The sequence below is a fragment of the Singulisphaera sp. GP187 genome (assembly GCF_900129635.1).
Lineage (GTDB): Bacteria > Planctomycetota > Planctomycetia > Isosphaerales > Isosphaeraceae > Singulisphaera.
In genome coordinates, this window is the sequence record NZ_FSRB01000002.1 from 845,929 (window position 1) to 872,229 (window position 26,301).

The 26,301-nt window shown below is 63.5% G+C and carries 21 protein-coding genes; 14 read left to right on the plus strand and 7 right to left on the minus strand.

The annotated features are described in order from the left end of the window. The first annotated feature begins 4 nt into the window (after nt 1-4). The 7 genes from BUS42_RS27825 (at nt 5) to BUS42_RS45465 (ending at nt 7,952) form a co-directional block, all read left to right on the plus strand. Nucleotides 5-817, plus strand: coding sequence for an ABC transporter permease (locus BUS42_RS27825; RefSeq protein WP_074312471.1), 813 nt, complete (start codon nt 5-7; stop codon nt 815-817). Nucleotides 818-1,626: 809 nt separating this feature from the next. Further along, nucleotides 1,627-1,857, plus strand: a complete 231-nt coding sequence (locus BUS42_RS27830) for a hypothetical protein (protein ID WP_143206541.1) — start codon at nt 1,627-1,629, stop codon at nt 1,855-1,857. A gap of 184 nt (nt 1,858-2,041) precedes the next feature. Further along, complete coding sequence (locus tag BUS42_RS27835; RefSeq protein WP_074312475.1) at nt 2,042-3,115, plus strand: DUF1559 family PulG-like putative transporter; 1,074 nt, start codon at nt 2,042-2,044, stop codon at nt 3,113-3,115. 406 nt (nt 3,116-3,521) lie between these two features. Next, the gene (locus BUS42_RS27840) at nt 3,522-4,748 is read left to right on the plus strand and encodes a heparan-alpha-glucosaminide N-acetyltransferase domain-containing protein (RefSeq protein WP_074315412.1); all 1,227 of its coding nucleotides are present in this window, start codon (nt 3,522-3,524) and stop codon (nt 4,746-4,748) included. A 121-nt stretch (nt 4,749-4,869) separates the two neighbouring features. After that, nucleotides 4,870-5,964: a hypothetical protein gene (locus BUS42_RS27845; protein WP_074312477.1), complete on the plus strand. Its 1,095-nt coding sequence runs from the start codon at nt 4,870-4,872 to the stop codon at nt 5,962-5,964. 537 nt (nt 5,965-6,501) lie between these two features. After that, nucleotides 6,502-7,566 carry a 16S rRNA (guanine(527)-N(7))-methyltransferase RsmG gene (gene rsmG / locus BUS42_RS27850; RefSeq protein WP_254053834.1) on the plus strand — a complete coding sequence of 355 codons (1,065 nt, stop codon included), beginning with the start codon at nt 6,502-6,504 and terminating at the stop codon, nt 7,564-7,566. Further along, a complete protein-coding gene (locus BUS42_RS45465; protein WP_254053835.1) occupies nt 7,563-7,952 on the plus strand; it encodes a TrmH family RNA methyltransferase in 390 nt (129 codons plus the stop codon). Before rsmG ends, BUS42_RS45465 begins: the two co-directional genes overlap by 4 nt. 407 nt (nt 7,953-8,359) lie before the next feature. On the opposite strand, the gene BUS42_RS27855 is transcribed toward BUS42_RS45465, so the two are convergent. Next, nucleotides 8,360-8,872, minus strand: a complete 513-nt coding sequence (locus BUS42_RS27855) for a MogA/MoaB family molybdenum cofactor biosynthesis protein (protein WP_074312479.1) — start codon at nt 8,870-8,872, stop codon at nt 8,360-8,362. Between the two features lie 170 nt (nt 8,873-9,042). On the opposite strand from BUS42_RS27855, the gene BUS42_RS27860 reads away from it, so the two are divergent. The 5 genes from BUS42_RS27860 to BUS42_RS27880 all read left to right on the plus strand — a co-directional run bounded on the left by BUS42_RS27860 (nt 9,043) and on the right by BUS42_RS27880 (nt 15,221). Next, complete coding sequence (locus BUS42_RS27860; protein WP_074312481.1) at nt 9,043-10,425, plus strand: HEAT repeat domain-containing protein; 1,383 nt, start codon at nt 9,043-9,045, stop codon at nt 10,423-10,425. Nucleotides 10,426-10,518: 93 nt separating this feature from the next. After that, the gene (locus BUS42_RS27865; RefSeq protein WP_074312483.1) at nt 10,519-11,850 is read left to right on the plus strand and encodes an NAD(P)/FAD-dependent oxidoreductase; all 1,332 of its coding nucleotides are present in this window, start codon (nt 10,519-10,521) and stop codon (nt 11,848-11,850) included. Between the two features lie 258 nt (nt 11,851-12,108). Beyond that, on the plus strand, nt 12,109-13,068 hold the full coding sequence (locus BUS42_RS27870) for a uracil-DNA glycosylase (RefSeq protein WP_074312485.1): 960 nt from the start codon (nt 12,109-12,111) through the stop codon (nt 13,066-13,068). A 158-nt stretch (nt 13,069-13,226) separates the two neighbouring features. Then, nucleotides 13,227-14,060, plus strand: coding sequence for a transketolase (locus BUS42_RS27875; protein WP_074312487.1), 834 nt, complete (start codon nt 13,227-13,229; stop codon nt 14,058-14,060). A 180-nt stretch (nt 14,061-14,240) separates the two neighbouring features. After that, entirely contained in the window at nt 14,241-15,221 is a 981-nt protein-coding gene (locus BUS42_RS27880; RefSeq protein ID WP_074312489.1) for a transketolase family protein, read from the plus strand. 654 nt (nt 15,222-15,875) lie between these two features. Here BUS42_RS27880 and BUS42_RS27890 read toward each other — a convergent pair. After that, on the minus strand, nt 15,876-18,140 hold the full coding sequence (locus tag BUS42_RS27890) for a SulP family inorganic anion transporter (protein ID WP_074312493.1): 2,265 nt from the start codon (nt 18,138-18,140) through the stop codon (nt 15,876-15,878). A gap of 392 nt (nt 18,141-18,532) precedes the next feature. Here BUS42_RS27890 and BUS42_RS27895 point away from each other — a divergent pair, with 392 nt between their 5' ends. Next, nucleotides 18,533-19,900 (plus strand): transposase, encoded by a 1,368-nt coding sequence (locus tag BUS42_RS27895; RefSeq protein ID WP_074304734.1) that lies wholly within the window; start codon nt 18,533-18,535, stop codon nt 19,898-19,900. A 113-nt stretch (nt 19,901-20,013) separates the two neighbouring features. Here the strand turns inward: BUS42_RS27895 and BUS42_RS27900 are convergent, their stop codons facing one another. The 3 genes from BUS42_RS27900 to BUS42_RS27910 all read right to left on the minus strand — a co-directional run bounded on the left by BUS42_RS27900 (nt 20,014) and on the right by BUS42_RS27910 (nt 23,611). Further along, nucleotides 20,014-20,376 (minus strand): cupin domain-containing protein, encoded by a 363-nt coding sequence (locus BUS42_RS27900; RefSeq protein WP_074312495.1) that lies wholly within the window; start codon nt 20,374-20,376, stop codon nt 20,014-20,016. Nucleotides 20,377-20,517: 141 nt separating this feature from the next. Continuing rightward, on the minus strand, nt 20,518-22,824 hold the full coding sequence (locus BUS42_RS27905) for a nitric-oxide reductase large subunit (protein WP_074315414.1): 2,307 nt from the start codon (nt 22,822-22,824) through the stop codon (nt 20,518-20,520). 298 nt (nt 22,825-23,122) lie between these two features. Then, a complete protein-coding gene (locus BUS42_RS27910) occupies nt 23,123-23,611 on the minus strand; it encodes a group III truncated hemoglobin (RefSeq protein WP_143206542.1) in 489 nt (162 codons plus the stop codon). 413 nt (nt 23,612-24,024) lie between these two features. On the opposite strand from BUS42_RS27910, the gene BUS42_RS27915 reads away from it, so the two are divergent. Then, a complete protein-coding gene (locus BUS42_RS27915; RefSeq protein WP_074312499.1) occupies nt 24,025-24,255 on the plus strand; it encodes a hypothetical protein in 231 nt (76 codons plus the stop codon). Nucleotides 24,256-24,546: 291 nt separating this feature from the next. Here the strand turns inward: BUS42_RS27915 and BUS42_RS27920 are convergent, their stop codons facing one another. After that, entirely contained in the window at nt 24,547-25,227 is a 681-nt protein-coding gene (locus BUS42_RS27920) for an SGNH/GDSL hydrolase family protein (protein ID WP_143206543.1), read from the minus strand. A 174-nt stretch (nt 25,228-25,401) separates the two neighbouring features. Then, complete coding sequence (locus BUS42_RS27925) at nt 25,402-25,926, minus strand: hypothetical protein (RefSeq protein WP_074312503.1); 525 nt, start codon at nt 25,924-25,926, stop codon at nt 25,402-25,404. Nucleotides 25,927-26,301 lie beyond the last annotated feature (375 nt).

Below are 26,301 nucleotides of genomic sequence, written 5' to 3' on the forward strand. Positions count from 1 at the left end.
CACTTTGGGTGCATTGCCGGTTCGATATGTCCGCTTGTTAGGGAACCTCGCGCGCTACACGTTGAGTCGCGAGCTGGCGTTCCGCGGGAACTTCCTGGTCAAGATCTCCGTCGAGGTGATCTGGCTGGGGATCCTGGTTGCGTTCTACCGCACGGTCTTCGCGAAAACGTCGATGGTCGCGGGCTGGCCCGAGGATGAGTACTTTTTCTTTATCGGCTGTTTCTTCGCGATCAGCGGGCTGATCGAGGCCCTCTTCCTGGAGAATTGCAACGACTTTGCCGAGTTGGTCCGCACCGGAGACCTCGACTTCCTCTTGCTCAGGCCGATCGACGAGCAGTTCCTGGTCTCGTGCCGCAAGGTCGACTGGGGGAGCATGCCGAACGTCCTGATGGGCGGGGCCGTGATGGCGGCCGCGCTCTACGCGATGGGTTGGCAGTTCGACCTGATCCGGGTGGTCGTTTTCCTGATCACGTTCATCTGCGGGACGGCGATCGCTTATAGCTTCATGCTCGCCCTGACCTCGCTGACGGTCTGGCTGGTCCGCAACCAGAGCCTGATGGAGATGTGGTGGCTCTTCTCGAGCCTGGCCCGTTACCCCAAGGAGATCTTCCTGGGCTCCTGGGCCGAGCCGATGGCGGCCTTCTTCACGTTCGTCCTGCCGATCCTCCTGGTCGTCAACGTTCCGGCCGCGGCGATGGTCCGAGCCCTCGACCCCCGCATGGTCGTATTCACCATGCTTGCCACAGTCGCCTGCGTCTGGGCGAGCCGCCGGTTCTTCCTGTATGCGCTTCGATCCTATCGAAGCGCAAGCAGTTGAACGTAAATAAGAGCGACCTTTCAATCTAGGCTTCACGCCTGCGGTCCGCTCGGGCCGCAGGCGTGAAGCCTCTTCTCATTCCGCAAACGGATTCCCGGATCGCGAGTCTTCTGGTGGCATCATTAAATTCTCGTGCGAGATCGAGTTAATGCAATTATAAGTGGCGATATGAATTATTCGATCGAGCAAGCGGCCTCCTCCGTTCGTTCTTGAATGTCTTCCCCTGGGACCGCGGGCGTCCCGCCCGCAATTGCATTGATTGTATTCAAGAGCGGGTGGGACGCCCGCGGCCCCAGGGGGGGGGGGAGTGGAACCGGAGCCGCCTGGGTTTGGGTTTCATCCGGAACTCACGATAAGCTCGCGAGAACATTCCGTGATGAACTCGCCTGAGTCTGGAGGCGCGTCTCACGGGAATAAAGATATGGAATCGAGGCGATCGGCTCAGATCAGAGATTTCCCAGCCGGCGCCTGTTGAAATAAGTTGGAAGATCTGTTGGAATGCCAGTCAGATTCAATCGTGCCAACGTTCCCGAGGGGGGGACGGACCGTACGGGGGTTTCTGACCAGGTACAAAACCTGCCACGAAGCTCGTGGTACTCTCTCGCATCACCGTCTCGTATTCATCGTAAGTCAGTCGCATCGGGTCTCGGTGGAACACACCGGGCAAGCCGAGCCTGATCGCTGTTCGCGCTGGACTCATGGTTTTGGGTCGTCGCAGACTGCGTGACGGCTCGGTTTGAATTTGGGATCGCCCGAACTGGACGCTCATAGGTGGTTCGATTGAGGTGATGGTCAGGAGTCAAGCAAGAATGAGCAGCCGGAATGGGCCAGCTTGCTGGCAAGGGGTGAAGCTCGGTTTGTGTCTCCTCGTGGTTGGGGGGATTTTTATCGGCTGCGGCAACGCGGAGGAAGGCGGCACGGCCGAGTTTCGCCAGAAATTCGAGCAACCCGCGGTGGCGCCGCCGGTCCCCAAGGAGAAACCGACCCCCTATAAGGACATGAGCCCTCGCGAGAAGAAAGCACTGAAGAAGGAGGGCTGAGAAGCGAAGAAAGCCGATTGAGTGGGTTGGCGAGTCAGCCTTTCCTGAGTTCAGTTAAGGGTTTCGGTTTCATCTCGACCTGGCTGCTTTCGATCGTGACTGGAAACTTGAAGGTACCAGGAGCCGTTTTTTATCAATCGACCGGTCAGGAGTTTCTCCTTCGTCATTCCAGGAGATACGTTTCATGTTGGTTTCCCCCCACGTCCACGTTCGTCGTCATCGCCGTGGTTTCACGCTCATCGAACTTCTCGTCGTCATTGCCATCATCGCGGTCTTGATCGCCTTGTTGCTGCCGGCCGTGCAGGCGGCCCGAGAGGCCGCTCGACGTGCTCAGTGCACCAACAACCTGAAGCAGCTTGGGCTCGCGTTCCATAGTTACGTGAGCGTCAACGAAACCCTTCCGATGGGCGATTTCTTCAGTCGGAGTGCCTTGACTCCATCAAAATTAATCCGCCAGCAATTCGGTCCGTGGGTGGCGCTCAGCCAATTCATGGAGCAGGGTGCCGCCTTCAATGCCTTGAATTCAAGCATCTGCATTCAAGTTGCCCAGAACTCGACTGTCGGTGGATTTGCCCTCAGCCTCCTCTGGTGTCCCAGCGACGGCAATGTCGTCGGCCTTCGGTATCCGGGGAAAGATGAAGGCTGGGACGACAACGCCCCGTTGCCCATGACGTTCAGTAGTTACGCGACCAATCTCGGTCCGCTCTACTACCATCCCAAGGGCGATACGAACTACCCCCTCATCAACAACAATACCGGGGCGGTCTATCACGTCGGCCATCCGGAGGGGACGAATATCTCGCCTGCCAGGCTGGCCTCGTTTACGGACGGGACGAGTAACACGCTCCTGGCCGGGGATCATGCGTACGGCGAGGTCGCCAACTCGGGCGATGATAAGTACGGGCCCAACTGGTGGCACTCTGGCCTTGGTGGTGACACCTCAGCGTCCACGCTCTACCCGCCCAACTTCTTCAAGACCTGGGCGGCTTCGCAGGCCGTGCCGAGTAAGTTTTCCGTGGGTGGGAACTATACGATGACGTTCAATAGTTTCCACTCCGGCGGCTGTAACTTCCTGCTCTGTGACGGCTCGGTGCGGTTCATCAAGAACACGATCAATTCGTGGAACCCATTCCAGGTTCAGTACAACGGCCGAGACCAACTCTACACCGGGGTGGGGGGAGCGTTGCCGTCGGCCGGCGTCTACCAGGCGCTGTCGACGCGCAACGGGGGCGAGGTGATCAGCTCGGACGCGTACTGAGTGAGTCCGCGTTGACCGGATCCGCTCGGGGTTCCCCACCCCTGATTTTGACTCTACCGATCGGCCCTGGACCGCTCTCGCTGGCGGTCCGGGGTCCCATCGTCTCTGTGAATTTGCTGTGAAAATATGATTTCTTCAGGAACCATCAAGGGGCCCCCAGTCCCGCGGTTCTTCCTGTCGCGGGAATCGTTGGACCAACAATGACGCCTTGGCCGATCGCGCCGCAGAAGGGGAAAACGGGTTCGGCGAAGCTTTACGCACGACCGGCAAGAGGTCGCCATTGCCGATGTAAGGACCGTCCTGCGCAGTCGATCGATCATTGCGGCTTCATCGGCTCACCATTCCATTCCGACGGCCATTTTTCCGGCCCCTGACCCTCCGATTCCAAGGCCCCGTCGAGGATCCCATGAGTACCGAGGCAAATTCCGGGCGGATCCACTCCATGGACCAGTTCCGCGGCTACACGGTGGCCGGGATGTTCGTGGTCAACTTCCTCGGCGGGATGGAGGCGATCCACTCCCTGTTCAAGCACAACAATACGTACTTCAGTTATGCCGACTCGATCATGCCGAGCTTCATGTTCGCTTGCGGGTTCTCCTACCGGCTCTCCATGCTCCGCCGGCTCGCGCGCATTGGCCAGGCGGCCACCTGGCGTCACGCGATTGTCCGTGGCCTGGCATTGGTGTTGGTCTCGGTGATGATGTTCGGCTTCGGCGACGGGTTCAAGTCCTGGTCCCAGATGACATCCGGGGGCGTGCACGAGTTTATCGCGAAGCTCCTCAAGGCGAACCTCTGGGAAGTGCTGGCGATCATCGGCATGACGCAGATCCTGATTCTGCCGGTGATCACGGCCGGTCCCCGGGTGCGCCTGCTGGCCACGCTTGGCCTGGTTGTCGCGAACGTTGTGCTGGCGGACCTTTTTAACTGGAACTTTGTGCACGGCCTGCCGAACCTGGTGAGTGACTACTGGGGGGCCGCCCGGAGCCGGGCCTGGGACGGTGGCGCGTTCGGCCTGCTGGGCTGGGCGATCCCGATGCTGGCCGGCACCCTCGCCTATGACGTGATGGCGGCAAGTCCCCCGGTTCGCTCCGCACGCACGTTCCTGGCTTGGGGCGCGGTCTTGATGGGGATCGGCTATGCCTTCTCCTGCCTGACGACCCTCTACGACGTCGACGCGACCCAGCCGCCCGCCAAGCGTGCCGAACTGGCCGACTCGCCCGTCCGGCCGCCACTGGCGCGGATCAAGGGCCGGTCGCTCTCGAGCCTGCTGGCGGAGCCTCCGTTCGTGGCACCACCGCCGGCCTCGACGCGCCAGCACAATTACTGGATGATGGGGAAGCGAATGCCGAGCATGACGTTCACGGTCTTCTCGACCGGATTCGCTCTGGCGGTGTACGCGCTGTTCATTCTCGGCTCAGACGTGGGCTCGTTGCGGGTTCGCCTGTTCAATACGCTCGGGCAGAATGCGCTCGTGGCGTACCTGATCCATCACGCGGTCGAGACGACGATCCATGCCATCGTCCCCAAGGACTCTCCGCTCGGTTGGTGCCTCACGGGCCTGGTCCTCTTTCTCGGGATCACGTACCTGTTCGTCGACTTTCTCGAGAGGCGATCGATTCACGTGCGGCTCTGAGGAGACGCCACGCGTCCGCACCGGTTCGGCGTCCCTTCGGGGCTGCCCACACGCGGAACACGCATCAAGGCATCCCGACTTGTAAATTCAGGCGACGATATCGAGGAGCGAGCAAACTCAAATGGAAGCGACCGCCATACGACCGGCCCCGGCCTTGAGGCCCTCGGGAAGTCGGATCGTTTCGCTCGACCAGTTCCGGGGCTATACCGTCGTCGGGATGCTCTTCGTGAACTTTCTGGGAGGCTTCGATGCGCTTCCCGCCCTATTTAGACACCATAATACGTATTGTAGCTATGCCGATACGATCATGCCACAGTTCTTCTTCGCGGTCGGGTTTGCCTACCGGCTGACCTTCCTGCGGCGGCTCGAGACGTCGGGTGCGGGAGCGGCGATGGCGGCCGTTCTGCGGCGTGGCCTGGGACTGATCCTGCTCGGGTTCGTGATCTATCACCTGGACGGCCGGACTCAATCCTGGGCCGAGTTGCGGGCTTTGGGCACGCGTGGGATCGTCACGTCGGCGTTTCAGCGCAACCTGTTCCAGACGCTCGTGCACATCGCCCTGGCGTCCCTCTGGTGCCTGCCGGTGATCGCCGCCGGCCGCGCGGCACGGGTCGGCTTCCTGGTGCTGTCGGCGGGCCTCCACGTCTGGCTGTCGTCCTGGTTCTATTTCAACTGGGTCTGGAACCGGCCGGGGATCGACGGTGGCCCGCTTGGTTTCTTGACCTGGACGATCCCGCTGCTCGTGGGGTCGCTCGCCTATGACACCATGGCCAATGGTCGAGAAGGAAGGGTTACCCGGCTCGTCGGTTGGGGCGTGGTGTTGATGGTGATCGGTTACGGCGTCTCCTGTTTCGATGGGGCGCTCGCGGCCCCGCCGTTCGTGGCGCCGAACCGGTCGGTGACGCTCTGGACCATGAGTCAGCGGTCCGGGAGTCTCTCCTACCTCACGTTCGCGTCGGGTTTTTCTCTGGCGTTGTACGCACTCTTCGTCGTGGCTTGCGACAAGGGCGGGTTTCAAGTCAGGATGTTCAGCGTTTTCGGCCGCAACGCGCTGGCGGCGTACATCCTCCACCCGCTCGTGGCCGGGGCGATGAAACCGTACATGCCCCAGGACGCACCGTCCTGGTACGTTGCGGCGGGCTTCGGCCTCTACTTTGGGATCAACTATCTGTTCATCAACTACCTCGACCGGTCCGGCCTCCACTTGCGTCTCTGAGGACGCGGGGGATCGAGGGCGGTTCTGAACCACTTCGCCGATCCCCTCTTTTTTCGACTTCAACGTGGTCGGCCTTGGTGTCATCGTGCGCTCGACTGGCTTCGCTTGCTGAATGGATTGTTAGAGAAACGCGTGGACTTGGATTTGTTGTGCCGGTCCGGCCCCGACCCTTGCGGATCGTCGAGGGGTGGCGTATTGTGGACAATCGTTTATTGAGAGCCAGAGAAGCCATGCACGCATTCTGTGGGGCCGAAAGGGGCGACCGTTTCTAGCCAGGGTTGAAACCTCTGGAAACGATTTGACAGGTTGGCGCAGTGCAGCCCCGGAGGGGCGACCGTCAGAGCCGGCTCTCGGCTTGCGACGGTCGCCCCTTCGGGGCTGCAAAGAATTCTGATTTGAGTTCTTTTTGCTCCCAGCGGCTTGCGGCTCTGTCTCTCTGGCCAGGAACGGTCGCCTCGCCGGGGCTGAGATGAACCCGTACATTCGGGTAAAGGCTTTCGCCATGCGGATGCTGAGACACAACGCCGGGACCCCTCGATGACACCGGGCCGATCGTCGCTGGAAGCTATTATCAAAGGGTGTGGGATCAGGTTGACCGGCACTCAGCTCGACCGGCTCTGGGCCTATCACCGGATGCTTCGCACCGCGAACGCCGAGCTGAATCTGACGCGGATCCACAACTTCGAAAACATGGTGCTCAAGCACTATGTTGACAGCCTGCTCGTCTTGAGGTTTACGGAACTCCCCTCCCCCTTGATCGACATGGGGAGCGGCCCTGGCTTGCCGGGGATCCCGCTCAAGATCGCTCGGCCCGAGACCCAGATGATCCTGGCCGAGCCGCGCGGGGCACGCGCGGAGTTCTTGGAGGAGGTCTGCGGCCGGCTGAAGCTCGGCGGCGTCGAGGTCCTGGCCGGGAAGGTGAACTCGAAGCTTTCGAGAAAGGTCGCCGGGGTGATTACCCGGGCGGTGGCGTCGATCCCCGAGACGCTCGACCGGGTGGCGAACTGTTTGGAGGTCGGGGGGCGGATGCTCTTCATGAAGGGGCCGGATTGTGACGCCGAGATTGCCGAGGCCGCCAAAACGCACGCGGACCGGTATCGGCTCGTGGCCGATCACGCCTATCAGATCCCGGGGACGCCGCACGACCGCCGGCTCGTGATTTACGAACGCCTTGAAGGGGCGGGAGACGTAGCGATGGGCGAAGAGACCGATCATTCCGCCTCGGTGCGCGCGGTCGCGATCACGAGCGAGTCGAACCCGACGTTCAAGCTCTGCCGTGACCTGCTGGGCGGGCGCGGGATCCGCAAACAAGGGCGAGCACTGCTCGCGGGCGCCCGGCCGATCGCCGAAGTGCTCGAACGCTTTCCAGGCCATGCGGAGGGCTGGCTGACCGATTCTCAAGGGGCTCCTCCCCCACGGCGGATCTCCCCTGGTATCGCCTGGCCGACCCCTTGTTTCGGGCCCTCGACGCCTCGGGAACTCATGCCCCCCTGCTCCTCGTGCGATTGCCCGAGATCCCCGAATGGTCGGACGAGACCCCTTGGCCGGCCGGCTGTACCTTGTTCGTGCCGTTCCAGGATCCCGAGAACGTCGGCGCGGTGATCCGCTCGGCAGCCGCCTTCGGCGCGGCCCGGGTCGTCCTGCTTCGCGAGGCGGCGCACCCGTTCCACCCCAAAGCCGCCCGCGCGGCCGGTCCGGCCTTGTTTCAGGTTCCCCTCCTCCAAGGGCCGTCGATTCAAGATCTGACGTCGGACCAGGTTCCCCTGATCGCCCTGGCCACCGACGGCCCTGAGCTTGGTGCGACCCCGTTCCCCGAATCGTTCGGCCTGGTCCCAGGCGTCGAAGGCCCCGGCCTTCCGGCCCACTTCCGTGAAGGCGAGCGCCGGCGGATCGCGATGGCCCCCGGCGTCGAGTCGCTCAACGCGGCGACCGCCACCGCCGTGGCGCTCTACGCCTGGCGGCAAAGCCATCCCAGCCCCCTCGGTTGATGGGGCAACGCGTGTTTAAGTGGTGTTTTGAAAGTCTGGCGAGAGATTCGTTCGTCTGCCTCGGTTTTGGGCGAAGGTGCGAGATAAAAGGGCGTTCGCCTGGGAGGCGCGCGAGGGGGAACCGCGGTTTTTCCAGGGTGGGCGGCCTCGAGTCGGCGAACTTGGGCTCGATGGCACGGGAAATGAAATAAGCACGCTGGCCTTCTTCTTGTTCTGCAAGAAGTCGGCTTCGGGGGCCGGACGGTTAGGGAGAGCTACCGTTCCGGCCTCCTTTTTTTTTTGCGGCTTCTGATTTGGAACCGCGGTCCCAGGGAATCGAATCCCTTCCTGGGCGTTCGCCTGTTCCCGAGCCGTTGGGACCGCCGATTTCGAGCGCTCCACGTCGAATAAGCCGGCGTTCGAAAGCGTCAGAGCTTACGAGCCTCGCGGACGAGGTGGGGCAGCTCGGGGAGGATGATCTTGGTCATGGCCAGTTGCACCGCGGCGCGTGAGCCGGGCATGACGAGCAAGACCATCCGCCCCATCAAGCCACCCACCGCGCGACTCAAAAGACAGGCCGGCCCGATCTCGGCGTAGCTGAGCATCCGGAAGAGCTCGCCATAGCCCGGGAGCGGCTTGCTGAGCAGGCTACTGACCGTCTCGAAGGTGAGGTCACGCGGGCTGATCCCGGTTCCCCCGGTGACCAGGGTGGCGTGCAACTCCTCACGCGCGGCGAACCGTTGGAACAGCGGACGCATCGCGTTCGGGTCGTCAGGGACGATCTCACGCTCAAGGATCCGGTGGCCCGCCCCCTCGGCCAACTCCACGATCAAGGCCCCCGACGTGTCGGTCTCACGTGTCCTGGTATCAGATACTGTTAAGATAGCTAGGTTCAGTGATCTGGGGGCCTCAGCCCGATGCGCGGTGACGGCTTGGCTCATGCTCATTCCCTCGTTGGTCTTCGGGTGGTGTCAGGTTGCCCAGCTATCCAAATGACCGGGATGCTCGGCAGTTGATTGTCGTGAGCTTGTCGACCCTCGTAAAATAGCGATGTCCGCGGGTTTCACCGGCATTCCGGTGGGCGAGCGAGCGGGCAGGAGGTCTTGGACGCATGACCGGAATGCGAACGCTTTCGCGGTTCGGTGTCGCCCCCCTGCACGTGGGCGTCGTTTTCAGCGTGTTAACTTGGGGCGGAGTCGAGTGCTTCGCCGATCGGATCGTCCTCCGTGGCGGAGGCGAGATTCAAGGGAAGGTTGTCGCCGATCCGAGCCGCCCCGACCGCGTGCAGGTCTTGCTGGCGACCGGCAAGACCCCGTTGAGTTTCGAGAAGCCCAAGATTCTCCAGGTGATCGCCGCGCCGAGCGTGCTTGACGAATACGTCGTCCGGCGCGACAAGGTCGGTCCGGGGCCGGAAGCGCAATACGAGTTCGGTCTTTGGTGCGAGTCGCAACAGCTTTCCGATCTGGCCGCGCTCCATTATGAAGCGGCGGTCGCCCAGGACAAGTCGTTCGCCCCCGCGCATCAAAAACTCGGCCACACCCTGGTCGCTGACCGCTGGCTGAACGCCGATGAGTTCCGCGAGTCGCAGGGGCTGGTTCGGTACAAGGGGAAATGGATCACCCAGGAGGATCGCGACGAGCGCGAGGCGCAGTTGGTCGCGGGGGCCGAGCAGGCGTCCTGGGTCCGGCGGATCCGGTTGCTCCGCCAGGCCATCGCCAGCAGCCCGGAAGAGCGGGCGCGCCAGGCGGAGCAACAGTTACAGGCCATTCGCGACCCGGTGGCCGTCGTGCCGTTGGTCCGCGTGCTCGGTCGCGACGAGGTGCCGTTTCGGATCCTGCTCGATCAGATCCTGGGCCTGATCCCGGGACCCGAGGCGACCACGGCTCTGGTCAACCGGCTCCTGGCCGAGTCGACCCACGAGGTGCGCGAGGGGACCCTGGCGGAAATCGAACCGAGGGGGGACGCGAATGTCACCCCGATCCTCGTCAGGGCGCTCCGTTCGACCAACCCCCAAGTCGTCAACCGGGCGGCGTGGGCCTTGGCCCGCCTTGGCACGGTGGCGGCGGTTCCCAAGCTCGTCCCCGCGCTGATTACGACGCAGTATCAGATGGTGATGGTTCCCGAGAGCCACGGCCCCCCTTCATCTTCGGCTGGACTCGGGTCGGTCGGTGTTCCGATCTATACCAACGGCAGCTCGGTGGGCTTTCTGACTCCGCCCGCGGTCGGGCCGGGAAGCGTCGCCTATGGCGCGACGTCCGTCTCCGCGACTCCGGACCTGGTCAGTGCGCTCACGGTCGGCGATGGGTCCACCCACGGCAGTCGCGGCCCCTCGTTCAAAATGTTGTCTTACTCGTATCGGAACGTCGAGGTTCACGAAGCGCTGGTCGAGATGACCGGTCAGGACTTCGGTTACGACATTCCGAGCTGGCAGCGCTGGGTGACCAAATCGTTTCGCGCCGAGCCTGCTCCGACCCGCCGGGTTCCTCAGCCGTGATCTGTCCACGCTCGAGTCGTTTCTAGACTTGAGTGCGCGACGCCTGAGTGAATTACGGCATTAGAATTCATGAAATGATCAGGTGAACGGTTTATGACTGCATCGCAGCCGCCTCGGATCGTGATCATCGGTGGAGGGTTCGGCGGCCTTTCCGCTGCGCAGAGGTTGCGACGGGCTCCTGCCCAGATCACCTTGATCGACCGCCAGAACCATCACCTGTTTCAACCCCTGCTCTATCAGGTTGCGACCGCCGCGCTCAATCCCAGCGACATCGCTTCGCCGATCCGGCGGACCCTCCGTCACCAGAAGAACGTTGAGGTGCTGCTGGGCGAGGTGACAGCGATCGACCTCGAGGTGAAGCAGGTTCTGCTGGCCGACGAGTCGATTCCGTTCGACTTTCTGATCGTGGCCACGGGGGCCACGCACTCGTATTTCGGCCACGACGAATGGGCCCCGTTTGCCCCGGGCCTCAAGACGATTGATGATGCCCTGGAGATCCGTCGCCGGGTCCTCTTCGCGTTCGAGGCCGCCGAACGGGAGCTCGACCCGGCTCGGCGGCATGCCTGGCTGACGTTCGTGATCGTCGGCGCCGGGCCGACCGGGGTCGAACTCGCCGGCGCCTTGTCGGAGATTGCCCACCACGCCTTGGCCCGCGACTTCCGGCACATCGACCCAACCCAGGCACGAGTCATCTTGCTCGAGGGGTCGCCGCGCGTGCTCCCGGTCTACGTGGAGTCGCTTTCGGAAAAGGCGCGCGAGCAGCTCGTGGCGATGGAGGTCGAGGTCCGCACCGGGCAGATGGTCACGGCGATCGACGCCGATGGGGTCAGCGTTGGCACCGAGCGGATCGAGGCCCGGACCGTGCTCTGGGCGGCCGGAGTGGCCGCCTCCCCCCTGGCCCGGACCTTGGGGGCCGGGGTGCCGCTCGACCGCGCGGGGAGGGTCCGAGTGAATCCCGACCTGACGATCCCGGGGCGGGACGATGTTTACGTCGTGGGGGATCTGGCGAGCCTCGACCAGGACGGCAAGCCGATCCCAGGGGTTGCCCCCGCGGCGATGCAAGAGGCCGTACACGCCGCCAAGAACATCGAGCGAACGCTCCGGGGGCAAGGACGACTGCCGTTCCGCTATCACGACAAAGGCTCACTCGCCACGATCGGCCGGGCCGCGGCCGTCGCCGACCTCGGCCGGATCAAGCTTTCGGGGCTGGTCGCCTGGCTCGCCTGGCTCTTCATCCACATTCTCTTCCTGATCGGGTTCCGCAACCGGTTCGTGGTCCTGTTCGAATGGGCCTGGTCGTACCTGACCTACGACCGGGGCGCCCGGCTGATCACAGGACCCCCCGCTCGGCGGCCGGTGGCTGAACCCGAGGATCGCGAACCGGGGGTGATCGCGGGGAAGTCTGAGGAGCCAGGTCGCAAATAAGGGTTTGGGGGAGCGGGAGTCCCCTCTTCTGGTGTAGGGTGGGCACGGCCCACCATGGAATCGGCTGGGAGGAAAGGACAAAATTCGTGGGCCGTGCCCACCCGACAATAGGGGAAGAGGGATTCGTTTCGTGAGGTCGCCCCCCATGGAATCGGTACGGGAGAAGGGGGGCAAAGGAGCCGAGACGTTCCGCTCGCCTTCCGCTGCGGTCACGCGAATCGGTTGGGAAATCAGAAATCAAGAGAGGGAAGGGACGCCGTGTCGGACGAGCAGCAGCGGGAGCGGGGACGCGTCCTCCGCGAGGTGAGGCAGCGGTTGGAATCGCTCGGACGTGCGGGGGTCGATCGGATCCCGGCCCCGGTGATTCTGGAGTTTGCGCCCCTCGTGTCGAGTTTGGCCGCCACGCTCGAGGTCCCGGCCTTGGCCCCTGCCTCTGCCCCCCGCGGCGAAGTGGAACCGGTCCGGCGCCCGGTCCCGACACCCGCTCCAACCCCCCGCGTTGCCGTTCCAGCCGAAGTGGAACCGGTCCGGCGTCCGGCCGCGCCCCCGCCGCCGCCCCGGGCCCCGATCGTTCTGCCCCCCTCCTCGCTCTTCGGCGCCTCCGAGCGCGGCAATTCCATCGTGCCGCCGGCGGAGCGGCCGGCCCAGCTTGCCGCCTTGGCGGCCGAGATTTCCGGCTGCCAGCGCTGTCCTCACCTGGCGGCTTCGCGGACCCAGACCGTCTTTGGCACCGGCTCGGCGACGGCCCGCTTGATGTTCATCGGCGAGGCGCCGGGGGCCGACGAGGACCGGACCGGCGAGCCGTTCGTGGGCCGCGCCGGGATGTTGCTGACGGATATGATCACCAAGGGCATGGGGCTTCAGCGCTCGGAAGTCTACATTGCCAACGTCCTCAAGTCGCGTCCCCCCGAGAACCGTGACCCCACTCCCGACGAGATCGCGCATTGCCTTCCTTATCTCGACCGCCAGATCGAGATCGTGCGCCCCGAGTTCCTCTGCCTGCTCGGTCGCACCGCCGCGCAAGCGCTGCTGGAGACCGCGCTCTCGTTGACCCGGCTCCGCGGGAAGTGGCATCGCTGCCGGGGTGTGCTGACGATGGTGACCTATCACCCTTCGTACCTGCTGCGCTACCCTGCGTACAAGAAGGATGCCTGGGACGACCTGCAAATGCTCATGAAACAGATGGGGCTGAACCTGCCGACCCGCGAGAAACGATGATTCCGGCGGAAATGGTTGCGCTGGCGACCACGTTCGGCGGGGGAGTACCCTCTTGCCGGAACGACCTGCGAGCCGTTAAGTTTGGGACTCGATGCGCGACGAAACGAGCCGCGATTGAGATCGCAAGTACGACTTTGGGGTTCAGGAGGCTTCCGCCAGTGCCAGACACGCTCGACGAACTGCTGACTCGCGCCAAGGAGATTCGCAAGGACATCCTCAAAATGACGACCGAGGCTGGCTCGGGGCACCCGAGCAGCTCGATGTCGGCCGCTGAGTTTGTCACGGCGCTCTATTTTGGCGGCTTCCTCCGCTACGACGTGAAGAACCCCCACTGGGCCGATCGCGACCGGTTCATCCTCTCGAAGGGCCACGCCGCGCCGGTGCTCTACTCCGCGATGGCCGAGGCCGGTTACTTCCCCAAAGCCGAGCTCATGACCTTGCGGAAGCTGGGCAGCCCGCTCGAAGGGCACCCCAACATGGTTCGCCTCCCGGGCATTGAAGCCTCGACCGGCTCGCTCGGCCAGGGCTTGTCGCTCGGCGTGGGCCACGCCTTGGCCGCTCGGGTCGACAAGAAAGACTACCACACCTACGTCATGACCGGCGACGGTGAGCTCGGCGAAGGACAGGTCTGGGAGGCCGCCGCGTCGGCCGCGAAGTACAAGCTCGACAACCTGACCCTGATCGTCGACCGCAACCACTATCAGCAGACCGGCGCGGCCGAAGATGTCCTGAACATGGACCCGATCGACGGCAAGTTCACCGCGTTCGGCTGGAAGACCCAGGTCATCAACGGCAACGACATGGGCGAAGTGGTCAAGGCGCTCGAACGGGCCCGCGCTGTGAAGGGTCAGCCCAGTTGCATCGTCTCCTTGACCCACAAGGGACAGGGCATGCTCAAGCTGCTGGCCAAGCTCGGCGACCTCAACTTCCATGGCAAGCCGATGCCGGCCAAGAACCTCGACGAGGCCCTGGCCGAAGTCTCCGCCTCCTGAGCGGGGCCGAGGGACTTCGCGGGCCGCGACGCGGGCGTCTCGTCGCTCGGAACCAAGATCAACAAATCAAAAAAAGAGTGGGCTCTGCCCACCCCATGCATAACTCGTCGGCCGCGGCTCTGACGCGTAACCCCCGACGAGAGGATCGATCGAAGACATCCGGGAAAGGTGCCGACGACAATGGCTGGAGCATCCTCCGCAGTGCAGTCGAAACGCGAGCTGGGCAAAGCAACACGCGACGCCTTCGGGCGTGCCTTGGAGGCCCTGGGGGCCGAACACACCGACCTTGTCATCGTGGATGCCGACGTCAGCAACTCCACCCGGACCGAGTGGTTCGGCAAGAAGTACCCCGATCGGTTCTTCAATATCGGAATCGCCGAGAGCAACCTGGTCGGCGTCGCCGGTGGCCTGGCCAGCGCGGGCAAGATGAGCCTGATCGCCAGCTTCGCGGCGTTCGTCACCTGCAACGCCTACGACCAGCTCCGGATGTCGGTCGCCTACCCCCGCCTCAACGTCAAAGTGGTCGGCAGCCACGCCGGCATCTCGATCGGCGAGGATGGCGCCTCGCAGATGGGGATCGAGGACGTCTCGCTGACCTGCTCGCTCCCTGGCTTCGTGGTCATCGTGCCGGCGGACGACGTGTCGACTCACGCGGCGACCGCGGCCATGCTCCAGCACAAGGGGCCGGTCTACCTTCGGGTCGGTCGCCCCGAGGTTCCTCGGATTTACACCGAGGGCAAGGTCCCGTTCACGATTGGCAAGGCCAATCAGCTTCGCGAGGGGACCGACGTCACCTTGATCGCCAACGGCCTGATGGTGGCGCCCACGCTCGACGCCGCCGAGGCCTTGGCCGCTGAAGGGATCAACGCCCGCGTCCTCGACATGCACACCGTCAAGCCGATCGACGTCGACGCGCTCCGCGCGGCCGCCGAGCAGACCGGCGCCCTCGTCGTTGCCGAAGAGCACCTGGCTCACGGCGGCCTGGGAAGCGTGGTGGCCATGAACGTCGCCGAGATCAAGCCGGTGCCGATCCGCTACGTCAACCTGGGCGACCAGTTCGGCGAGAGCGGCTCCCCCGACGCCCTGATCGAGAAGTTCGGCATGACGGCCGCCAACGTCGTCAAGGCCGCCAAAGCCGCGGTCGCCGCCAAGAAGAGCTAACGAAGACGAAGACGGAGGCGGAGGCTCAAGCCGGTTCGGTTCGAGCCTCGTCCCGTTGGGAATTACCAATCGAATGTCATAAGGGTTTTCCCACAAGAGCCCTTCCAGTCAGGAGTTCCCCACCATCGCCAAACGCAAACCGCCCAGCAGCCGTCCCGAGCGTCAGCTCGACGAGACCGCTCGAGCCATCGCACGCTCCCGAGAGATCGCGGGAGTCGACAAGTCACAGGAACTGCCGCGAAGCCCAGGGAATGACCCGCAGTCGATGTCGAGCCGGACGGCTCGCTCCAAGGGGCATCTGAAGTCGAGCGGACCGATCATTTCGCCGTCAACCAAACGCCCGAAAGCGCCGGGCGGCTGAGCCAACGCCGCTCTCGCTTCCCTGGGACCGTAGTCGTCTCGCCCGCTCTTCTTGAGTTTGCCACCCTGGATCCGATGACCGTTGGGGGCCAGGGGCTCAAATCTCCAGGATCGAGAAGAGCTCAAGTTAGCATGGATCGATATAGCAGCCCCGAAGGGACGACCGTCAAGAGCCGAGGACTGGCTCTCACGGTCGTCCCTCCGGGGCTGTGGCGAACCTACCTCCCACCAAAGACGCGGCCGGAAACCCCGGCGGTCTCCGGGGGTCTTGGATCCCGAACTCACTGGGATCGGTCAGATCACGTCCACGACCTGCCTGTCGTTGCAATCCGCGGTCGGCAGAAACTCGAGGTTGCCGGTGGCGACGTCGTAGATCGTTCCGACGATGGCCAACCGCCCGTCTTGAACGAGGCCGTTGAGCGTCTGGCTCTCCTGGAGGATCTCCTCGACCACGCGCGCGACGTTGCGCCGGGCCACATCGTTGACGAATGTTTCTTTTTCGGATGGCGACATGAGCGCGAGATTCTGAGCGCGGAGTGGGTCGATCGATTTCTGAATGTCGCGCACGATGAATTCGAGATGTTCACAACCCGAGCTACTGGCGGCGGTCTCGGGGGCGCAGGCGAGGTTAACGGCCGCGGTCACGGCGCCGCAACGCGTGTGTCCCAAGACCAGGATCAGCTTGGCCCCGGCGACGGTACAGCCGTATTCGATGCTGCCCATGACCTTCCGGCTCGTGATGTTCCCCGCGATTCGGACGCTGAAGACGTCACCCACTCCCAGGTCGAAGAGCAGCTCGGCGGGCGTCCGGGAGTCGATGCAACTGACTACGATGGCCAGGGGATGCTGGCCGCTGGCCGTGGCAATCACCTGGCTCGTGAGGTCACGGGTCAGACGTTGACCGGTGCGGAACCGCTCGTGGCCTTCCTTGAGAAGTTGGAGCACTTGCCCCGGGGTGGACGTGCGCTGGATGTCGCGGGAGGAGTAGTCCACGTACTGGGTCTGATCCTGAAGCTCGTATTGGCTTCGGAACCCGCGCAGACTGACCTCCACGCCGCGGGCCGGCGCGGTTTGCTCTTTGAAGTCCCGGATCAGGCTCAGCACGTCTGGGTCGATATAATCCGTGTCATGGGCGTCGAGCAGGATGTGACCGCCGCGGGGCACTTCATTCAGGGCCAGGGCCAGGGCGGCCCGGTTGAGGAAACTGACCTGAGTGGCCAGCTTGATCCGGATGACTTCGCCCCCCAGGTGCTTCTCCACGGTCCGGCGCAACGGACGGCGGACGTTGCTGCCGAGGATGAAGGCTGTGCTGACCGCAAGCCCGATCAGGATGCCGACCAGGAGGTCGGTCAGGACGATGGACACGACGGTCAACGCGAACGGCAGGAACTGGTAACGCCCCTGGTTCCACATCTGCCGGACGAGCGCCGGGCTGGCCAGTTTGACGCCCGTGACCAGGAGGATCGCCGCCAGGCAGGACAACGGGATCAGGTTCAGCCACCCGGGCAGGAGCGTGACGCTGACCAGCAACAAGATGCCGTGGATGATCGTTGCGAGTCGCGTTTTGCTTCCGGCGTTGAGACTCACGGAGCTGCGGATGACCACTGAGGTGACCGGGAGGCCGCCAATCATCCCGGCGACCACGTTGCCGATCCCCTGGGCCCAGAGCTCCCGGCTCGGGGGTGAGTTCCGTTTCCGAGGGTCGAGCTTGTCGACCGCTTCCAGGTTCAAGAGCGATTGCAACGAGGCCACGGCGGCCAGGGTGAGGGCGGCGACGTACACGGCCGGATTCGACCACTGCGAGAAGTCGGGGTGCTGGAAATACTGGCGGTAGCCGGCCAGGCTCTCGGCCACCGGCACCTGCACGAGGTGACTCGCCCCAATCACCCAGCGCCCGCCGAGTTGCCGGAAGAACAGGTTGAGCCCGATGCCCAGGAGGACCACGACCAAGGCGATCGGAAGGCCCGATTTCTTCCGTTGTCCCCACTGGTTCCAGACGATCAGCACCGCGATCGACACGAGGCCGATGACGGCGGAACCGGGCTGGATATGCCCGAGCAGCTCGCCGAGCTCGGAAAACGAGTTCTCATGATCCCGCTGGAAAAAGGCCATATTCCCTTCCGGGTCGGGGTCGTGTCCTAACACGTGGGGAATCTGCTTGAGGATGAGGATCACCCCGATGGCGGCGAGCAGGCCCTTGATCACGCTCGAGGGGAAGAAGGCGGCGAGGAACCCGGCCTGAGCGACCCCTAACGCGATCTGAATCAGGCCGGCGATCACCATCGCCGTCAGGAACGTCTGGAACGACCCCAGCGAAACGATCTGCGCCGCCACGACGGCCGTCAGACCGGCGGCAGGGCCGCTCACACAGCTCTGTGACCCGCTCAGCATTCCGACCAAGATGCCGCCGACGATTCCGGCCAGCACGCCTGAAAACAAAGGGGCGTTGGATGCCAACGCCACCCCCAGGCACAACGGCAGAGCGACGAGGAACACAACCACTCCGGCTGTGAGATCGCGAGTGAACGTCGATGGCGACAGGTCCATGTTGGATGTCATGGAGGCCTCTTTTTTGGGGGGGGAGAGGATCTCTTTCCGGCAGTTTACCGTTTCTGAGATCCCTGGCCTCCCCCACTTTTTTTTTTCGGCGGTGTGGAACCTCCTTGGTCCCTCGGATGACTCGAGAGCCTGTCCGGGTCGGAAATACCGATCAGCGTCAGCGAATGAGAACCCGTAAAGCAGGGAAGTCCGGGGGCCACTCGGAACCCGTGGCACCCAACGTCAGTAACTCGGCGTCGTCAACAACGGATGTAACTCTCACCGGACCAGAGAATTACTGCCGCTCCGTGGCTGCGGTTCGTTCGAGAGAAGGGGGGGCAAAAAATCGCCGTTCTTCGTCATGATGGGTGCGGCTAGCAACCGGCACTCACCTGGATTGAGGAAGAACGGCGATGAAGGCAGCTCGGACGCTGCAAGGCTTGCAGCAACCGCAGTCGTTGATCGGCTATGTCCGACAGTTTCTCACCCCGACGGTCTGGAAGCAAGCCCGAGGGGTTGTTCCTCAAAGGCGGTCGGCGCCGCGGTGGGATCTCCAGCCACTGGTCGTGGTCATGCTCGCCATGACCTGGGCCACCGGCGACTCCGAGTCCGAGAGGTTTGAGAAGGCCCGGGGATACTACGTCGCCTGCCATGAGTCGCGAAGACGCCCGGGAAAGACCCTCGTCGGCTTCCAGAAAGCGATGCGACGCGTCCCCATGCGACAACTCAGGGCGTTGGCCGCGGGGGTTCGGCAACAGATCCACGCCCGACTGGGGTCGCGGCGGATTGTCGACGGCTTCGAGCCGATGGGCTGCGACGGCTCGCGGATCGAGTGCCCCCGCACCCCCGAGTTGGAACGGGGACTCGGGCAGGCCGGCAAGAACGACGCGGCCCCCAACGTCTGGCTGACGGCGTTCGTCCACTTGCCCACGGGACTGCTTTGGTCGTGGCGACTCGGCCCGGGCACCGCGGCCGAGCAAGAGCATTTGAGGCACTTGCTCGCCACCCTCTCGCCCGAGGCCCTGATCGTCTGCGACGCCGCTTATATGGGCTTCGATCTGGTCCGGGCGATCCTCGGTGTCAAGCGATCGTTCCTGTTCCGGATGTCGTCGCGGGTCGACCTCTACACCCTCGAAGTGGCGAACCTGGAGGATTGGACCGAAGGCCCTGTCTTGTACTGGCCGAACTATGTCCAGAAGAAAGGGGAAGCGCCGATCCAATGCCGCTTGATCCGGATCCCGGCCAAGGGCAAGGGTAAGGGGTCGGTCAAACGCGACGTCTGGCTCCTGACCGACGTCCTCGACCCAGCCCGGATGTCGGCGGCGACGGCCGCCAAATTCTACCGCTGGAGATGGCGTAATGAAGGACTATTTCGCACATACAAGCGTATAATCAATAAATTGAAACTCGCTAGCCGCACGGTGGCCTTGGTGCATCGCGAGGCCGAGTTGTCACTGCTGGCCACGCAGATCCTCCTGGCGCATGCCGACCTGGCGCTTCGGCCGGCGTCGGCGTCGGCGACCGATGGCCCAGTGATCAGCCCCCGCAAAGTTCTGATCGAGATCCGCAAGGAGATCGACGCGGCCGTGAAACCCAAGGCCAAGTGTTACCACAAGCGACTCGCGGGCTGCCGCGCCGGGTGCCGGAAGCAGAAGAGCCCGAAAGCCACACGCAAGTGGCCTCGTCGCAAACCGCATAAGCCGCCGAAACCGCCTGTGCTCCACACCCTGACTCAGGAACAGAAAGCCTTGCTAAACAAGCACATGAGTGCAGTAGGATGAGGCATCAGTAATCGACGTTGCGTGGCACCCGGAAGGGATCACCGTATCCATCGGAAAGCGTCGGTTGCTTTGCCGGATGCGCGGGCCGCCTGGGGAGCGATCGGTCCCTTCTGTCAGGAAGGGGTCAGTCCGTCCACGGGGGGCGAGTCGCGGGGAAAGCTGATCGTTACGAGGAGCGAGGCGTCCTCGATTCCGAGGACCGAGTGGAGTTGCTCACCCGGAACGTAGAGCAGTTGGCCCGCCGCCAGTTCGTGGGTGATGCCAGCGGTCGTGAACGCGATCCGGCCTTCCAGGCAGTGGACCGTGATCGCTCCCCGGGTCTTGTGGGGAGGGATCTCCTTGCCTCGGGGGATGATCAGCCGGATCGCCTCGAGGTTCTCGTTCTTGATCAGGGTCGTTGTTTTCGTGCCGGCCAGCGCCGGCCCGAGTGGGCGGACATCAATGACCTCGCCCGGATTTGCATGAGGAATCGCCATGAGACTCGCTCCTTTTCGTGCCCTTACCACGGACAAGAGTCGACGCGGGATCGGATGAGGGTGGAGGGGAGGCGAACTGTCTTCAGGAGATCGCTCGGCCCCCTCTTTACGCGTTCTCAATCGTTGGTCAACGTCGAAGGATTACCGAGCCAGTTCAGGCTCGGTTCGTTCCGTCGCGGGGCGATCGAGCCCGCCCACGCTGTCCTGCTCTGCCGTGATCGACCATCCGGTCTTGAGGCCCACCACGAACCAGCCCAAGGCGAACAGGCCGGCGGCGAAAATCGTGTCTCCGACGACTCGCATCCAGCGAAGCGAGTGCATCGTCGGCGTCTGCATGAATTCGGCCGATCGCGCATACCAGGTGCCGTGCTCGACGCTCGCCCAGGTCTGCAACAGGCCGACCGGCAGCAAGCTCAGGAGTACCATCAGCGACAGCCCAATGTTGATCGCCCAGAAGGCGAAGGCCAAGCTCCCGGTCTTCCAGATATGGCGCGTTGTCAATCCCTTCAGGCAGAACAGCATCAGGCCGATCCCGAGCATGCCGTAGACCCCGAAGAGCGCGGTGTGGCCGTGCACCGCCGTCGTGTTCAGCCCTTGCATGTAATAGAGGGCGAGCGGCGGGTTGATCAGGAAGCCGAACAGGCCCGCGCCCACGAAGTTCCAGAACGCCACGGCGACGAAGAAGAGGATCGGCCATTGGTACGCCCCCACCCACGGCCGCACTCGACTTAGCGTCAGGTTCTCATAGGCCTCGAACCCGATCAGGACCAACGGGACCACCTCCAGTGAGCTGAACGTCGCTCCCAGCGCCAGGATACCTGTCGGGGTGCCGGCGAAGTAGATGTGGTGGAACGTCCCGATGATCCCGCCGGTCAAGAAGACGGTCGTCGAGAACAGGACCGCCGCGGTGGCCGTGGCCGTCCGGAGCAAGCCCATCCGCGTGAACAGGAAGGCGATCACCACGGTGGCGAAGACCTCGAAGAAGCCCTCGACCCAGAGGTGAACCACCCACCACCGCCAATATTCGGCGATCGCCAGGTTCGTCTGCCGATGCCAGAACAAGCCAGGGACATAAAACAGCGGGATTGCGGCCGAGGCGAGCAAGAAGAGCGCCAGCAGGTGCCGGTTCTCTCCCGACCGGAAGGCGGGCCACATCGCTCGGACCATCAGGAGCAGCCAGAGAAACAGGCCGACGGTCAGGAAGAGCTGCCAGAACCTGCCCAGGTCGACATATTCATACCCTTGGTGGCCGAACCAGAAGTTCATCGCGAGGCCCATCCGCTGCCGGGTGGCGTACCACTGACCGACCATCGAGCCGACGACGATGATCAGCAAGCAGACGAACAGGAAGTTGACGCCCAGCCGCTGGAATTTCGGCTCGTGCCCTGAGATCGCCGGCGCCATGAATAAGCCGGTGGCCAGCCAGGCGGTGGCGATCCAGAAGATCGCCAGTTGGGTATGCCAGGTGCGGGTCACGGAATACGGGATCCACTCGGCCAGTGGGAAGCCGTAGAAGCCCGAGCCCTCCACGCCGTAGTGCGCCGTCAGGATTCCACAGCCGATCTGGACGAGGATCAGCGCCATGACGACCCAGAAGTATTTCAAGGTCGCACTCATTGAGAGCGTGGGCTGGAAGGCGAGCAACGGGTCCTGGTCGGGCAACTCATGGCTGTCGTCCGTCTTGCCGTGTTGGATGGCGAAGTACCAGGCCAGGGTCCCGATGCCCGCCAGCAGGACCACAAAGCTGATCAACGACCAGATGACGATCGTTCCGGACGGCTTGTTGTCGATCAAGGACTCGGCCGGCCAATTATTGGTGTAGGTGATCTCACCGCCGGGCCGATTCGTGGCGCAGACCCAGGAGGCCCAGAAGAAGAAGGCATTGAGCTGCCGCATCCGTTGCGGGTCGCGAATCGCGTTGGCTGGGATCGCGTACGCGTCCCGCAGCTTGTGGGCCTCCGGATCATTGCCGAACAGCGAAGCGTAGTGGTTGCCGATGTCCTGGATCGCCGCGGCCCGTAACGGCGAGATCACCAGATCCCCCGTCTTCGGGTCATACGTATTGCGGCGGATCTCGTTTTTCAGCCGCGCTTTCAGGGCCGCTTGATCCTCGTCCGTCAGCGCGGTGAATGGCTGATCGTGATCGGCTCGGGCCCAATGGTCGAGCAGCCAGGTCGCCTCCCGGTGCAGCCAGTCGGCCGACCAGTCGGGCGCGACATAGGCGCCATGGCCCCAGACGGAGCCCACTTCCTGGCCTCCCATCGACTGCCAGACATTCTGTCCGTCCTTGATGTCTTGACCCGTGAACTGGACTTGACCGTCGCTCGTGACAACCCGATCGGGGATCGGTGGGGCCATCCGGTAGACTTCGCGCCCGTAGTAGCCGAGCACCGCGAACGAGGCGGCGATCACGGCCCCGAGGCTGACCCAGAGCTTGGTGTAGCGGATGGTTGCCGCGCTCGCTCGCGCGGAGGAACCGTCACTGGTCGTTCGCAACTCCGCGTTCTTGTCGTCCATCGTCCTCGTCGTCTCCCCAAACGATGCGCGCACCGGGACCCGTTCAGGCCGTGTCGCCTTGTCACGCCCGCTGCGCCAATCTCAATTCTCCCGAGCGACCTCGCGGTCGCTCCGAGACTCGGTGCCCTTGTTGGCACCGGCTCTCAGCTTGGAGTGTCCCGCGCCTTGGTTGGGTGCACGGAGTCGGTGGCACTCACTGTGCACGAGTGGACTCGTGCTTGGAATGAACCTATCTTTGATTCCCGGGGCCTGCCGCCGCCCCATCCACCAGCCTCAGGCTCTTGGTCAAGCCGTCTCGCATCCGCTGGGCGCGGACGAGGAATGCGTCGGCCTCCTGCAACGGGCAGAGGTCGCGCACCGTCGCTTCGAAGAGCTCGATCCAGCGGCCGAAATGCGCTTCACTGAGCGCGTCGATCAAACGGTGCCGCTCCACCGGCCTGCCGGAGTAGCGGCCCGTCCGCAGCAGGGCCGTCGACCAGAAGTCGATCATCCGACCCAGATGGCTTTCCCACTCGTGGATGTGTGCCTCGAACACCGGTCCGAGTTGCCCGTCCCGACGCGCCCGCTGGTAGAACTCCATGACCACGTCGTGGATCAGCCCTTCCGTGATCCCTTCGGCGTCCGGATGCGGAAGCCCGACCGGTTCCGTCAGGGGGAGCCGATAGGAACGGTGTGGGGCCGGTTCACCCATCCCATGAACGCTCGCTGGGCGTTCCATGTGTCGATCCTTTCTGTTTCCCATTCAAAGGCCGCGATCCGCGAGGACGCAGGCGCCTGCGGCGCCGCCTTTTAGGAGTCCGGCAGATCGGTCTTCGCCACGCGAAGGAATTTGAGGATCGCCGTGCGATCGATCGTCCCCAGTCACTGAGTCTTTGGCCATCCACGCGGAAGGGCGGCGAACGTCGGCCATGACACCGCCTCGGCGCGCCTGACAGGGCGACCCACCGCCCTCTTTGAGATCGTGGAACGCCGATGAATGCCCTCGACCGTGGGGGACTCTAAATCTGTATTCTGAATCCATATTATAGTGGTCCAGGCGATTGTCAATCGGCCGCTGGCATTTCCTCCTCTCGGTAGGGCGCAAGCGCGCGAGGCGTCACCGAGTATCTGACCCGATTCTCCGACGACAGCTTGCGACTGGCGATCGACTTGGCCTGTCACCCTGACCAGGTGGTCTCGGCCGACGAGATCAGCCGGTCGTTTGCGATTTCGCGACGGCTCCCACTCGCCCAGCAAGCGTTCCTGAGCGTCCTCGACCAGTTCCGCCGTGAACAACTCCTGACCCGTCGGTCCGAACTGGTCACTCTGCTCGATAACCCACAACGACGCGGGGCTCGGCCCGAGAATTCGGACGAGGAATGACGGCTCCTCTGACCTTCGAGGCCGAACCTTACGACAGTCGAGTGAAAACCTCCTGATTGGTGGGTTCCGTGCAGTCCCGAAGGGGGAACCGTTCATCGCCAGGGGGCGCAAGCCTTGAAAATTAAGATATGATTAAAGCAGAATTGATTTTTGCATTTCCTACAGGGGCGACCGTCAAACGCGTAGGCCGGCTCTGACGGTCGACCCGCCTGGGCTGCAAAATGCGTGCATGACTTGTTGGGCTTGCAAGAGTCGCTGCGATCGCGTGGTAAATCGTTGGTGCGAGTCGAGTCACCGGCGGCTCGCCGACGTGAACGACTGGCACGCCTGCCACGCGGTCATCTGCAACAGCGCCAGGTCCTTCTCCGTCAAGCCGGCGACATCGCTGCCAATCCCGACGGGACTTTCCTGGAACAAGGCGGCGAGGAAAAGCGACGCCGCCAGGTACGACCCGGCAAGCGTGGGATGGCTCTGGTCCGGATCGTGCAAGGCAGGCTGGTCGTGTTCGCGGAGAAAGGTCTGCCAGGCCAGGCCCACCGGAACGATCGTTGCGCCGAGTTCCCGGCCGATGCTGAGGTAGGCGTCGGTGATCGCCTGTTGCGATTCCGGCGCATGCCGTCGTGCCCAGGTCAAGTAGAGAACCGTCTTCGCGCCCGCGTTCTTGATCGCTTCGTCGAAGAGTCGGACATTCTCATGCATTCGCTTGGCGTTCTTGATCGGCAGCGTGCTTTGCTCCTGCAGTACGACGTGGTCGTACTGGCCATCCCCGATCGCCTTCAATGCTTCGCCAGCGTTCCAGTGGGTGCGAAGCGATGCGCCGCCGGCGCTGATCAGGCGATGCTCGAGGTGTTTGCCCCGCGCCGCTGCCAGTTGCGTGAGCAGGCCGGGGAGATCGTTGCGCGCGGTGAAGCTATTGCCGACGAAAAGGACCTTCCTCGGCGGCGGAGCCACGTCTCGAATCTCTCTCGCCATGTTGCCCTCTTGATTCCGCAACCTCAACAGGGCCCCTCGTTTCTGGCATGATCCGCCGCCGTCATTCCCTTGAACGCTCCGGAGTGTCGCGGTGCGCTGGCGTCAGGCCGTTCACCCCGGTAGGCTGAACTGAGGTCCCGGCGGGCGCGGCCGCGCTCGCCCGCCAGGGACAGTCTATTTGGTGACGGGGTAGTAGAAATAGGTCCCAGTCGCCGGGTTGTAGTAGAGCGGATAACGGTAGCCGTCGCCCGGCTCGTAGGTCTGATTCGTGAGGTAAGGGGTCGAAGCGGCCGGGGTTGCGTACGTCGGCGCAGAGGAGTAGCCGCTGGAATACGTGGAGTACGGATCCGACGACCCGTAGTAGCCATTGCCATAGCCATTGCCGTAACCATAGCCATAGCCATAGCCATTGCCGTAACCGTTGAGCCCATAGCCGAGACCACCGAAGCCGAATCCCCCGTAGTATCCCCCACCGCCGTAGAATCCCCCGCCTCCGCGGTATCCCCCACCGCCGTGATATCCCCCGCCTCCATGGTATCCCCCACCGCCATGGCCGCCACCTCCACCGTGTCCGCCCCCACCGCCGCCATGCCCACCACCACCACCGCCGTGCCCGGCAAACGTCGGCGTGATCGAGCATGCCATCACCACCATTGCCAAGGCCGCCGACTTCCGGGCGAATCCGCTCATGAGGCTCATTGCTGCTCTCCCAAGTCTCGAGAAGTTGTGGAGCCGACCGGGCCTAACGCCAAGTTGACTCGCACAATCTTGCTACGTCGCTCGGGAGAGTCGAGGTCGTTTCCTGGCCCGGATCATCACGAATCTTTCGAGACGCTCGCCAGGTGGTGCGCGCAGTCGAGCGGCCCAAGACCAACCCGGATGGTAGACGGAACTGGGAGATCCCTCTTGCTGGCGCGCATCCAATTGGTTCGGAGCCCCGACGGGGCGACCACTTCTCAAGTCCGATCTGAGAAACCGAATGCCCCCGTTGGGTCACCATTCCCTGGCAAGAGTCGATCGACTCTTCTTCTCTTCGCCTGGACGCGGCTGCCGTGATTCTGGCGATCGCGGCCG